We start from the raw sequence: 13,222 nt of genomic DNA on the forward strand, positions 1-13,222 counted from the left end.
CGGGAATGCTGAGACCGATGCCAAAATCCCTGCAGCACTGTCTCCTCGGAGCTGTTCGCCCGAACCGCCGCCAAGCGGCCCAGTAGGGGGAATCGGAGTGGCGCACGTTAAAGCGCCGAGGTTCGTGAGTCACGCCCGAGCGGCGAAGACCGGACCTTCAGAGGCCGCCATTGTAAGGTGTGCGGCAAATTCGGGTGGTACCGCGGAAGGAACAGCCTTTCGTCCCAGAACGTCGATTTGCGGCGTTCGGGGACGGAAGGCTTTTTGTTTGCCATGGACAATTGAAAGGAGGATGACGGATGAGCGCTCAAAGTGCCACGTTGAAATCCAAGGAAGAGTTAATCGAAAAATGGAGCAAGCCCGAAGTCATTTCCGGCTCGGAAATGCTGCTCCGCAGTCTGTTGTTGGAGGGTGTCGATTGCGTCTTCGGTTATCCGGGCGGCGCGGTTCTCTACATTTACGATGCGATGTACGGCTTCTCCGACTTCAACCACCTGTTGACCCGTCACGAACAAGGCGCGATTCATGCGGCCGACGGCTATGCACGGTCCACCGGTAAAGTCGGAGTCTGCATCGCGACTTCCGGGCCGGGGGCCACGAATCTCGTCACCGGCATCGCGACGGCTTACATGGATTCGGTGCCGCTGGTCGTCATTACCGGGAACGTTGCGACGAGCCTGATCGGTACAGACGCTTTCCAGGAAGCTGATATCGTCGGCATCACGATGCCGATCACCAAACACAGCTACCTGGTTCGCGACGCGGCGGATCTTCCCCGGATCATTCACGAGGCGTTCCATATCGCGAACACAGGCCGCAAAGGACCGGTGCTCATCGACATTCCGAAGGACGTGTCCGCGCAGAAAACGTTGTTCCAGCCGGCGGCTGAAGTGAAGCTTCGCGGGTACAACCCGACGGTGCAGCCGAACCGCAGTCAAGTCGATAAAATGATCCGCGCAATCGAAACGGCGGAACGGCCGGTCGTGCTTGCGGGCGGAGGAGTGATCTACTCCGGCGCGCACGAGGAGCTGTTCGAGTTCATAACGAAGACGGAAATCCCGATTACGACGACGCTTCTCGGTCTCGGTGCATTCCCAAGCGGGCAGGACCTGCATATGGGCTTGCCGGGCATGCATGGCACATGGACCGCGAACACCGCCATTCAAAACGCGGATTTGCTGATCAACATCGGGGCGCGTTTCGACGATCGCGTGACGGGCAAGCTGGACGGCTTCGCTCCGAATGCGAAAATTGTACACATCGACATCGACCCGGCCGAAATCGGCAAAAACGTGCCGACGGACATCCCGATCGTCGGCGACGTTAAGTCAGTGCTCCAGATCGCCAACGCCGCCGCCAAACGCGCGGACAAAGCTGACGCCTGGCGGGCGCAGATCCGCGTGTGGAAAGCGGCCAAACCGTTCAAGTATATCGATTCGGACACCGAGCTGAAGCCGCAATGGGTCATTTCCATGATTCACGAAACGACGCGCGGGGACGCGATCGTCACGACCGACGTCGGTCAGCATCAGATGTGGGCGGCCCAATATTATCCGTTCAACAAACCGCGCTCCTGGGTCACATCCGGCGGATTGGGCACGATGGGCTTCGGGTTCCCGTCGGCGATCGGCGCCCAAATGGGAAATCCGGATCGCGTCGTCGTATCCATCAACGGAGACGGCGGCATGCAAATGTGTTCCCAAGAGCTGGCCGTGTGTGCGATCAACAACATCCCGGTCAAGGTTGCGATCATTAACAACCAGGTGCTCGGTATGGTCCGCCAGTGGCAGGAACTGATCTACGACAACCGGTACAGCCATATCGATTTGGCCGGCAGCCCGGATTTCGTGAAGCTGTCCGAAGCGTACGGCGTGAAAGCGTTCCGCGCTTCGAACAAAGAAGAAGCGCGCAAGGCTTGGGAACAGGCGCTTAGTCATCCCGGTCCAGCCGTCGTGGAATTCGTCGTCCGCAAGCACGAGAACGTGTATCCGATGGTCACCCAAGGAAGCACGATCGACCAAATGATTATGGGGGATGCGGAATGAGCAAACATACGATCTCCATTCTCGTCAACGACCAGCCGGGCGTTCTGCAGCGGGTGTCCGGCCTGTTCGGCCGCCGAGGCTTCAACATCGAGAGCATTACCGTAGGCGCGTCTGAAGAATCCGGGCTCTCCCGTATGGTGATTGTGACCACTGGCGACGACCGCACGATCGAACAGGTACAGAAGCAGCTCTACAAATTAATCGACGTGATCAAGGTCATCGACATCAGTTCCAATCCGATGGTGGCGCGGGAGCTCGGTTTGATCAAAATCAACGCCGAGCCCGCCGCCCGCCCGGAGGTGCTGGGCATCGTGGAAACTTTCCGCGCTGCCGTCGTCGACATCGGACCGAACACCTTGATTGTTCAAGTCGTGGGCGACACCGACAAGATCGACGCCATGGTCGAATTGCTTAAGCCCTACGGTATTCGTGAGCTGTCACGCACAGGCGTAACGGCTTTGGCCAGAGGCAGCCGCTGATTTTCATACGAACGTGCTTTAACGCATTCCCGCTTCAGCTTCCTGTCGGAGCGGGGGTTCGAGGAGAACTAGGCGCGCGGATGCGCGAAAGCTCTCTTGGAACGCCCGCTTCGAGGGTCGCCATACATTTTGCAACACCAATTGAAGGAGGACTCCATCCCATGCCAGTGAATTTGTTCCATGAGAAAGACGCCGACCTCAGTGTACTGAAAGGCAAAACGATCGCCGTTATCGGTTACGGCAGCCAAGGCCACGCTCAAGCCCAAAACCTTCGCGACAGCGGCTTGTCCGTCATCATCGGCCTGCGTGCCGGCAAATCCGCCGACAAGGCCCGCAACGACGGCTTCGAAGTGCTGTCTGTCGCCGATGCGACGCGCAAAGCGGACGTCGTTCAAATTTTGATGCCGGACGAGACACAAGCTTCCGTGTACAAAAACGAGATCGAACCGAACCTCAAAAAAGGCGCGGCACTCATGTTCTCCCACGGCTTTAATGTTCATTTTGGCCAAATCGTCGCACCTGCAGACGCCGACGTATTGCTCGTCGCGCCGAAATCCCCGGGTCACATGGTTCGCCGCACTTACGTGGAAGGCTTCGGCGTTCCGGGCCTCATCGCCGTTCACCAGAACGGAACGGGCAAAGCGTTTGACATCGGAATGGCTTATGCCAAAGGCATTGGCTGCACCCGCGCGGGCGTTATTGAAACGACGTTCAAGGAAGAAACCGAGACCGACCTGTTCGGCGAGCAAGCCGTTCTTTGCGGCGGCGCAAGCGCCCTCGTCAAAGCCGGTTTTGAAACGCTGGTCGAAGCCGGCTACGCTCCGGAAATGGCTTACTTCGAGTGCCTGCACGAGCTGAAGCTGATCGTCGACCTCATGTATGAAGGCGGCCTTGCGTCGATGCGCGATTCCATTTCCAACACGGCGGAATACGGCGACTACGTTACCGGTCCCCGGATCGTGACCGACGAAACGAAGAAAGCGATGAAAGCCGTCCTGACCGACATCCAATCCGGACGTTTCGCGCGCGACTTCATCCTGGAAAACCAATCCGGCCGTGCCTTCCTGACGGCTACCCGCCGCAACGAAGCGGAGCATCCGATCGAGACGGTCGGCGCCCAGCTGCGCGGCATGATGCACTGGATCAAGAAATAAGCTGAATATACGAGGCCCCGGCTGCAGCCGGGGTTTTCTATAAGGAGGTGCGGGATTCCCTGCCATGCGAAAAATTTATATTTTCGATACAACTTTGCGCGACGGCGAGCAATCGCCCGGCGTCAATCTCAACACCCAGGAGAAAGTAGAAATTGCGCTGCAGCTCGAGAAGCTCGGCGTAGACCGGATCGAGGCCGGCTTTCCAGCAGCGTCCCCCGGCGACCTGGCCGCGGTGAACGCCGTGGCGCGCGCGGTGAAGAACGCCACCGTCATCGGCCTCGCGCGTTCTCGCGAGCCGGATATCGACGCGGTGAGGGAAGCGCTCAAGGGCGCGCAGGACCCCGGCATCCACGTATTTCTGGCAACCTCGCCGATCCACCGCAAGCATAAGCTGAAGATGGAGAAGGAGCAGGTGCTTGAAGCGGCGGAGAAAGCGATCCGCTACGCCAAGCAATATTTTGATAAAATCGAGTTTTCTCCGGAGGACGCGGGCCGCACCGAGCTGGACTTTTTGTGCCAGGTGACGGAGATGGCCATCCGCGCGGGCGCCACTGTCGTGAATATCCCGGATACGGTCGGCTATATGACGCCTTATGAATTCGGGAATATTTTCAAGACGCTGAAAGAGAAAGTGCCGGGCATTGAAAAAATCCAGCTGTCGGCACACTGCCACGACGATCTCGGACTGGCGACGGCCAACGCGCTGGCCGCGGTGCAGAACGGCGCCGACCAGATCGAAGGCACGATCAACGGCATCGGCGAACGTGCCGGCAATACCGCGCTGGAAGAAGTCGCGCTTGCGCTCGAAACCCGTGCGGCTTATTTCGAAGCGAAAACTTCGCTGAACCTGAAGGAAATCGCCAAAACGAGCCGTCTCGTCAGCAAGCTGACGGGCATGGTCGTGCCGGGCAACAAGGCGATCGTGGGAGCCAACGCCTTCGCGCACGAGTCGGGCATTCACCAGGACGGCATGCTCAAGGAGAAAACGACCTACGAAATCATTTCGCCGGAAACGATCGGCCTCAAGGACAGCAAGCTCGTCATGGGCAAGCACTCCGGCCGCCACGCCTTCCGCGAGAAGCTGATCGATCTTGGATATGAGGATTTGACGGAAGATCAGGTGAATGCGGCGTTCGGCAAATTCAAAGATTTGGCCGACCGCAAAAAATCGGTCACCGATGAGGATATCCGCGCGCTGCTGGAGGAAAAGATCGTCGAGACGCCGGAAGTGTTTGCGCTCGAGCGGCTTGTCGTCTCGTTCGATACCCATGCCGTGCCTTCGGCGAAGGTACGCCTGAAAACCACTCAAGGAATCGTCGAACGCGAGTGCGAAGGGAACGGTACCGTCGACGCGATTTACCAAGCGATCGATGCGTTGACCGGCGAAGCGGTGGAGCTCGACGATTACACGATCAAATCCGTCACCGACGGTACCGACGCTTTAGGTGAGGTGCACGTACTGCTGAAGCAGGGCGAAATCTCCGCGCACGGACGCGGCGTCAGCACGGATATTCTCGAGGCGAGCGCCCGGGCTTACGTGGATGCGCTCAACCGGCTCGTCGACAAACGTCAAGGACCCGCACGCGGCCGCCGCGACAACGTCACGCTGATCTGATTTGATAGCCAAACGAAAAGAGGAATACGGATGAACTACCGATACTCCGCGCGTCTGGGGACGTTTTCCTCGTCTGCGGTCCGCGATATTTTGAAACTTACGCAAGGGAATGACATCATTTCCTTTGCCGGCGGGCTGCCGGCAGAGGAGCATTTTCCCGTTCAGGCGGTGGGAGAAGCGTTCCGCCGGGTGCTCGAGCATGGCAACCGGGCGCTTCAATATGGGCTGACGGAAGGTTATTTGCCGCTCCGCGAAAGCATTTGCCGGCGGATGGCGAAGAAGGGCGTCAGCGTGACGCCCGACGATATGCTGCTTACGACCGGCTCCCAGCAAGCCATCGATCTGCTCACTCGGATCTATATCGATCCGGGCGATGTGATTTTGGTGGAAAGTCCCACGTATTTGTCCGCACTTCAGGTGTTCGGCTCCTACGGCGCCAAGCTTGTGTCTGTGAAGGGGGACGAGGACGGCATCGACCTGGATGACCTGGCTGCCAAGCTGCAGCAGTATAAGCCGAAAATGCTTTACGTCATTCCGACCTTCTCGAACCCGTCGGGCCAGGCGTGGAGCCTGGAGCGACGCAAGGGCGCACTCGGGCTTTGCCGCTCGGCGAATACGCTGATTCTCGAAGACGATCCCTACGGAGAACTCAAGTTCGGAGACGAATCGGTTACGTACCCGTCGCTTTTCTCGCTGGATCAACATCCGCAGGGCTCGTGCGTCGTCTATACCAGCACCTTTTCCAAAACCGTCGCTCCCGCTCTACGGACCGGCTGGGTGATGGGCGATCCCGATCTGATCCGCAACATGGCGCGCGCCAAGCAGGCGGCGGATTTACATTCCAGCTCGCTGGATCAGCAGACGCTGTATCAGCTGATGGAGCATTTCGATCTCGACGGTCACATCTCGTTCGTCCGCAAGGAATACGAAGCCCGGATGCGTCAGATGGCCGGCTTGCTTCGTGAGCAAGATTGGCCGGGCGTCTCTTGGCGGGAGCCGAAAGGCGGCATGTTCTTCTGGCTGGAGCTGCCCGAAGCGGTAGATTCCGCTGAGCTGCTCAAGACCGCCGTCAGCTTGGGCGTCGCATTCGTTCCGGGAGGGACTTTCTTCGCCGAAAATCCGAAAGCGAACACGTTGCGTCTAAACTTCACCCACAATGATGCCGAAAATACGATTATCGGCATGAAACGCCTGTCGCAAGCGATGGAAAGCGTGCTGGTTCGCTGACCGGTTTCCGCGGTTAAAGTCTAGGAGGCAGGATCATTCCGACAACTAAATAAGACCCGGGAGGACACATGTTTCCATCTCTGTTGCTGCTCCTGAGTCTTCTGTCGCCTTCGGGCGCTCCGCCGGGCCAGACTCTGGATTGGACCGAGCATCCGCTGATCGCCCATGCTCTCGGAGGGGTGGAAGGAGCGGACCGGACGAATTCCCGCGAAGCTCTGGAGACCAATTACGCGCTAGGGTTTCGGGTATTCGAGACGGATTTGATGCTCACCACGGACGAGCATTTGGTGGCCCGGCACGATTGGGAGAAGAAGCTGTTTGTCGAGTTCGGACAAGTTGGGTTTACGGGGGCTTTGAAGGATTGGAATCCTCTGTCTCTCGAGGACTTCAAGCGGCTTCCGATTTTGAACCGTTATGAAGGCCTGGAATGGAAAGACTTGCTCGAGTTCATGGTCCAGCACCCCGATGTATACTACGTGCTGGATACCAAGTTTACGGACGAGCGCACGATCAAGAGACAGTTCAAACTGCTGACGGAAGAAGCCGAGCGGATCGATCCCGCCTTACTGAACCGCATCGTTCCGCAGCTCTACCATCAGCAAATGCTCGGCACGGTCGACTCGATCCATCGGTTTTCCTCCTACATTTATACCTTGTATCAATCCAAGGATACGAACGGACAAGTGGTCGAATTCCTGCGCCGCAATCCCAGGGTGAAAGCCGCAGCGATGCCGCCGAGCCGGGCTAAGAAAGACTTCATCGATTCCTTGAAGAAGCTCGGCGTCCGAACGTACGTACACACCATCAACGATTACAGCACTTATCTCAAGCTTCGGCAAACGGGTGTGTCCGGCGTCTATACCGATTTTCTGAGCTATGCGCAAGTATTGAAAGGCTTAAAGGGCAGCTGGACGGCCGCGCCGCCTCTTCCCCCCGATTCCGAATCGTAAATGCCTCACGGAAAACCGCTCTCTTCGGAGGGCGGTTTTTGTGTCTGTGCCGGGACTGACGGGTAATAGTTCGAAAACGCCGGTCTACGGAGGGATACATATGCGAAAGAGTTCCAGCTTGGTTTTGCTGATTGCGCTGCTCACGCTGTCTGTGCCCTGGCGCGTTATGGCCGATACCCCCAAAGATTGGACGGACCAACGGTTGATTGCGCACGCGATGGGGGGCATTGACGGGAAAACGTATACGAACTGCTACGAAGCTTTCACGTCGAACTATGGCAAAGGCTTCCGCGTATTCGAGGTCGATCTGCAGTTCACGGCGGACGGTCAGCTGGTCGCCCGGCATGACTGGTCGCCCGGCATGTATAAGCATCTCGGTCAAGAACGTCCCGCGGTGGAGAACCACCAACCCTTGTCCTGGATGACATTCAAAGAGCTTCCGATCCACAAGCAATTCCAACCTCTCGATATCGACGATATTTTACAGCTCATGGGACTATTCCCGGATGTGTATCTGGTTACGGATACGAAAAATTTGCAGACCGCAACCATTCAAAAGCAATTCCGGTTGATCGCCGATAAACTGATTCAATACGACGATCGGTCAATCGGGCGGAGAATTGTTCCTCAGCTCTACAACCGCAAGATGTACGACCTTCTTGAGGAAATTTATCCGTTCGATTCCTACATTTACACGCTCTATCAATCCAAAGATACGGACAAGCAGGTCTTGAATTTCGTTCGAAGCACGCCGAAAGTGAAGGCGGTTACAATGGATGGCGGAAGAGCGTCCAAGACGTTCACCGGCGCTTTACGTGCACACGATCAATGACCCTGCCGTATATGACCGCTACCGCAAAATAGGCGTATTCGGCATTTATACCGACTTTATATCACCACCGAAACCGGGACGTTAAAAGGCGATGCCTATTAAAGCCATAGATTTTATCTATTTTGCCTCTGACCGGTTCGTATGCTACAACTGAAATAATCGTCCATGCGGACAAACGCAATAGGGGAGTGTATCGGTCATATGGCGGAAGTGAAAAAGATTGCCGTAGTCGCCGGCGACGGAATCGGCCCGGAAGTCGTGGCGGAAGCGGAAAAAGTGTTGAAACGTACGGAGGAATTGTTCGGTTACCGGTTTGAGCTGTCTCACGGCCTGTTCGGCGGAATCGCGATCGACGAGAAAGGTACCCCGCTGCCTCAGGAGACGTTGGAGCTGTGCCAAAACGCGGATGCCGTGCTGCTGGGTGCGGTTGGCGGACCGAAATGGGACAACAATCCGAAGGAGCTGCGTCCCGAGACCGGTCTGCTCGGCATCCGGAAAGCGCTCGGCCTGTTCTCGAACATTCGTCCCGCGGTCGTGTTCGACTGCCTGAAGGATGCTTCCACGCTGAAGCCGGAAGTGCTCGAAGGTACCGATCTGATCGTCATCCGCGAGTTGACGGGCGGCATCTATTTCGGTGAAAAATTTCGCAGGGATTCGGAAAACGGACAAGAAGCGGTGGACACCTGCGTATATAACGTGAAAGAAGTGGAGCGGATCGTCCGCCAAGGCTTTGAAGTGGCGCGCACGCGCCGCAAGAAACTGGCTTCCGTGGACAAGGCGAACGTTCTGGAAACTTCCCGTCTGTGGCGGGAAACGGTGAACCGGATCGCGCCGGAATATCCGGATGTGGAATTGGAACACGTGCTGGTGGATAATTGCGCGATGCAGCTGCTGCGCCGTCCTTCCAGCTTCGACGTCATCGTCACCGAGAACATGTTCGGGGATATTCTCAGCGATGAAGCGGCGATGCTCACCGGCTCTATCGGCATGCTGTCGTCCGCTTCGCTCGGCGAAGGCAGCTTCGGCTTGTACGAGCCGGTTCACGGCTCCGCGCCGGATATCGCCGGTCAAGGCATCGCGAACCCGATTGCGACCATTTTGTCGGTCGCGCTGATGTTCCGGCTGACTTTCGGCTACGCCGAGGCGGCGGACGTCATTGAGCGTGCCGTCAAGAACGTGCTGGATGCCGGCCACCGCACGGGCGACATCGCGGTGGACAAGAGCAAGGCCATCGGAACGCAGGCGATGGGAGATCTAATTGTCGCTGCCATGACCAAATAATTCCTTGATTATAATCATTACAAAAAAGGAATGACTTTCATCTTGACCTTGTCCATTCGGAATGGTACGATTTTCTACGTGGACAAATGACCCGGCATCAAGACCGGATTTTCAGGAGGAATGCATCATGGCAGAACGTTTGGTAGGTCGTCCGGCACCGGACTTCAACTTGGAAACGGCGCTCGGAAACGGAACGGATTTCGGTGCGGCGAAGCTGTCCGATTATCGCGGCAAATGGCTCGTGTTCTTCTTCTATCCGCTGGACTTCACGTTCGTATGTCCGACGGAAATCACGGCGCTGTCCGAAGCTGCCGATGAGTTCAAGAAGCTGAACACCGAGATTCTCGGCGTCAGCGTAGATAGCAAGCACAGCCACCGCGCATGGATCAACACCCCGAGAAATGATAATGGTCTCGGACAGTTGAACTTCCCGCTCGGATCCGACATCACCAAACAAGTCGCCCGCGACTACGGTGTCCTCATCGAAGAAGAAGGCGTTGCGCTTCGCGGATTGTTCATCATTGATCCGGAAGGCGAATTGAAATACCAAGTCGTCAACCATAACGATGTAGGCCGCAGCGTGGAAGAAACCCTTCGCGTACTGCAGGCTCTGCAATCCGGCGGCCTGTGCCCGATGAACTGGAAACCGGGCCAAGCAACCCTGGTTGCGAAGTAATCAAGAAACGGATATTTGCAAGTTCGAGACTCCCCGGAAGCTTTTCCGGGGAGTTATTTTCTCTCTGTATGAAGTCGTATACACCGCGACCCAACTTTTTCCTTCCCCGATTGGGGCAGGAATTCGGGGGCCGGGTAGAGAATATATTGAATAGCACTCACCTGCCGGCATTCAAGCGAGCTCCTTGACGGCGGGCGCAAGGAGGGGGAGCCGATGAGCTTTTGCTGCGGAGCCAGTATGATCGGAACAAAAGGAACGCTCAAGCATTATCATACGCGTATCCATAATGTGCCGATCTTGTTCTGCCCTGTCTGTCACCGGGTGGAGGTGCATTATTTGGTAGAGAACGAATACGATATCCTGGCGGAATATGCGCATGGAGACGGGGCGTCGGAAGTGGACTTCCACGATTATGTGGATGAAGCGGACAAGGCGCTGGCCGAGAATTGCGTGAATCATGAGAACGAAGATCCGATGCACGTCGTGCAAAATCAGATCGACATGGCGCTGGACTTGCTTTCCTTCGCCAAACAAATCGACGACGCCGAGTGGGAGCAGCAGCTGAAACGGAGGCTCGGGGTGCTCAGTCATCGTCGGCATAAATTGCGTCAAAAGCGGACTTCCGGCGGTACGATTTAAGCGGCGTAAGCGGCCTGCTTCCAGCATCTCATTTTGTCCATTCGAAAACCCGAGGCTGCCCCGAAGCGGAAGTTTCCGTTTCTCGGCGGCCTTTTTTGGCGGCTACCCCCTTAAGCGGGGACACGGCCGCGAATATTATGAGCATGGGGTGAGCAAGTGCTTCTTTTACTGTGGAAGAGATGGTTCTCCCCCCCATCGGATCCGGATTCCCCTCAGATGCAAGGGGGGACGCCGGAGCAGCGGGTGGAGGCTATACAAGCAGGAGATGAAGCGCAAAGAGAAGCCTTCATCGTACAATATCGGCCTTTCATCACCAAGACGGCTTCCAGGGTGTGCCGCCGGTTTATCGATCCCGAGCGGGATGACGAGTTCAGTGTGGCGCTGGCCGCGTTCAACGAGGCGATCAACCGTTTCACACCGAACGCGGGAAGCAGTTTTATCGGCTTCGCGGACACGGTCATCTCCAGACGGCTCATTGATTATAGGCGGCAAGAGATGCGGCATGCCCAATCTATTCCGTACAGCTCGTTTACGGACGATGAGGATAACGGGCAAGGGTACCTCAATCGCATGGAGAATGCCGCCGCGGTTGAAGTTTACGAGCAAAGCCGGGAGGCGGAAGATCGAAGGGCGGAAATCGCGGCGCTCTCGGAGCGGCTTGCTGATTTTGGCATACGATTTACGGACTTGGTCGACCATTCGCCCCGGCACCGGGATTCCCGGCTGGTCCTTCTCCGGATCGGAACAAGGCTCGGTCAAACCCCGGAACTGTGGCAGATGCTGACAGAGAAAAGGCAGCTGCCAGTAAAAGAGTTATGCATCATTGAAGGAGTGTCGCGGAAAACCGTGGAGCGTCATCGCAAATACTTGATTGCCGTATCTCTGATCGCAGCCGGACCTTATCCGTGTTTGCGGCAATACATAAGCCTCGAATACGATAAACAGGAGGGGACGCCGTCGTGAACCGGGGTACCGTAATGGAATGCAGCGGCGGAAAAGCGGTCGTGCTGACGCCGGACGGACAGTTCGTGCGGGTCCGGATTCGCCGGGATGCTGAGATCGGCGATGAAATCACTTGGACGGATTCACAGACCGGGGATGATAAACGAAGCTTCCCCATCCGCAGAACCTATTGGATGTCTTCAGTCGCAGCCGCCGCAGCCGTTCTCCTTTTGATGTTCGGGTTATGGTCGTTCCGCGCGCCTACGGTCGTTGCCTACGTCTCTATGGATATCAATCCGAGCGTGGAGCTCGGATTGGATTCGCGGGAGCGGGTGCGGGAATTGCGGGCGGTGAACGACGATGCGCTGCCCTATATAGAAGGCGTTGAATATAAAGGAAAACCGATTGAAGCGGTCACGGAAATTTTAGCCCGCCGGTTATCGGAATCCCATGTGCTGAACGCCGCCGACAGCGAAATCGTTATCGCGAGCGTACGGCTCAAGTCGGTAGATGTGCAATGGGAACAACAGGTTACGGCAAAGATGGAGCGTGTGCTCATTCAAGTGACCGAAGGGACGAAAGACGCAGCCCAAACAAAACGGACGCTCGAGATTGAGAAGCTGTATTTGCCGGTCGAGATTCGGGAAGAGGCGAAGGCGAACGGGATTTCGTCAGGCAAAATGGCGTTCTGGCTCGCGGCGGAAAAGAAAGGGCATACGGTTCCTCTCTCCTCCCTGAAGCAGCAGCCGCTGAAGAAAATCGCCGCCGATTGGGGCGGATTGCAACAGGTTTTGAGCGATGACGGCGATCAAGAAAAGAACGAGCAAGACTGGAAAAAGCTGCTTCAGCATCAGAAGCAAAAACAAAAAGAGAACCAGAAGGATAAAAATAAAGGCGGCGTCAACGTCTCCCCATCCGGTTCCGCCTCTCCGTCTCCGGCTTCTTCGGCTCCTTCCGGTGAGGCCCGGAATGAGAATGAACAGAAAGATGGCAAGCCGCATCAAGATAAGCAGGACGAAAAGAAGAAACAAAATGAGGAAAAGCACAACAAGCAGGACGAGGAGAAGAAAGCCAAGGAAGACGAGCGGGAACGACAGAAAGAGGCCAAAGAGCGGGAGAAAGAGCAGAAACGGCAAAAATCCGATGACCGCAAAGTCGAGAACGGGAAAAACAACGACGACCGCGGCGACGGTAAAGGCGAGAAAAACCGCAAACCGAAAAGCGGTGATGAGCAAGAAAGTGATGATTAACGGGGAAACCGGCGACGACTGTCAACCGCAGTCGCCGCCTTTTTTTTCGCCATTTAACGACATGAAGTCGACAACATCTTCGGTTGACAATTATCCAAAGAATTGAAATGATGGACATGATTCTCTACCGGA

Annotated in this window: 12 protein-coding genes; all 12 read left to right on the forward strand. The window is 56.4% G+C overall.

The genetic code is table 11. The annotated features are described in order from the left end of the window. The first annotated feature begins 299 nt into the window (after positions 1-299). Complete coding sequence (gene ilvB, locus E5161_RS14735; RefSeq protein ID WP_136778598.1) at positions 300-2,045, forward strand: biosynthetic-type acetolactate synthase large subunit; 1,746 nt, start codon at positions 300-302, stop codon at positions 2,043-2,045. Beyond that, complete coding sequence (ilvN, locus tag E5161_RS14740) at positions 2,042-2,524, forward strand: acetolactate synthase small subunit (protein WP_136778599.1); 483 nt, start codon at positions 2,042-2,044, stop codon at positions 2,522-2,524. The genes ilvB and ilvN overlap by 4 nt, the downstream gene beginning before the upstream one ends. A gap of 161 nt (positions 2,525-2,685) precedes the next feature. After that, the gene (ilvC, locus tag E5161_RS14745; RefSeq protein ID WP_136778600.1) at positions 2,686-3,678 is read left to right on the forward strand and encodes a ketol-acid reductoisomerase; all 993 of its coding nucleotides are present in this window, start codon (positions 2,686-2,688) and stop codon (positions 3,676-3,678) included. 64 nt (positions 3,679-3,742) lie between these two features. Beyond that, positions 3,743-5,293 (forward strand): 2-isopropylmalate synthase, encoded by a 1,551-nt coding sequence (locus tag E5161_RS14750; RefSeq protein ID WP_136778601.1) that lies wholly within the window; start codon positions 3,743-3,745, stop codon positions 5,291-5,293. A gap of 30 nt (positions 5,294-5,323) precedes the next feature. After that, a complete protein-coding gene (locus E5161_RS14755; RefSeq protein WP_136778602.1) occupies positions 5,324-6,520 on the forward strand; it encodes an aminotransferase-like domain-containing protein in 1,197 nt (398 codons plus the stop codon). Between the two features lie 68 nt (positions 6,521-6,588). Next, positions 6,589-7,470, forward strand: a complete 882-nt coding sequence (locus E5161_RS14760; RefSeq protein ID WP_136778603.1) for a phosphatidylinositol-specific phospholipase C/glycerophosphodiester phosphodiesterase family protein — start codon at positions 6,589-6,591, stop codon at positions 7,468-7,470. A 100-nt stretch (positions 7,471-7,570) separates the two neighbouring features. Next, complete coding sequence (locus E5161_RS14765; protein WP_136778604.1) at positions 7,571-8,302, forward strand: glycerophosphodiester phosphodiesterase family protein; 732 nt, start codon at positions 7,571-7,573, stop codon at positions 8,300-8,302. A gap of 201 nt (positions 8,303-8,503) precedes the next feature. Next, entirely contained in the window at positions 8,504-9,583 is a 1,080-nt protein-coding gene (gene leuB / locus E5161_RS14770) for a 3-isopropylmalate dehydrogenase (protein ID WP_136778605.1), read from the forward strand. A 127-nt stretch (positions 9,584-9,710) separates the two neighbouring features. After that, complete coding sequence (locus E5161_RS14775) at positions 9,711-10,259, forward strand: peroxiredoxin (RefSeq protein WP_136778606.1); 549 nt, start codon at positions 9,711-9,713, stop codon at positions 10,257-10,259. A gap of 213 nt (positions 10,260-10,472) precedes the next feature. After that, entirely contained in the window at positions 10,473-10,898 is a 426-nt protein-coding gene (locus E5161_RS14780; protein WP_136778607.1) for a hypothetical protein, read from the forward strand. A gap of 216 nt (positions 10,899-11,114) precedes the next feature. Further along, positions 11,115-11,861: an RNA polymerase sigma-I factor gene (sigI, locus tag E5161_RS14785; protein ID WP_246042276.1), complete on the forward strand. Its 747-nt coding sequence runs from the start codon at positions 11,115-11,117 to the stop codon at positions 11,859-11,861. Next, entirely contained in the window at positions 11,858-13,090 is a 1,233-nt protein-coding gene (locus tag E5161_RS14790) for an anti-sigma factor domain-containing protein (protein ID WP_136778609.1), read from the forward strand. Before sigI ends, E5161_RS14790 begins: the two co-directional genes overlap by 4 nt. Positions 13,091-13,222 lie beyond the last annotated feature (132 nt).

Source organism: Cohnella pontilimi, assembly GCF_005049045.1.
GTDB classification, from domain to species: Bacteria; Bacillota; Bacilli; order Paenibacillales; family Paenibacillaceae; genus Cohnella; species Cohnella pontilimi.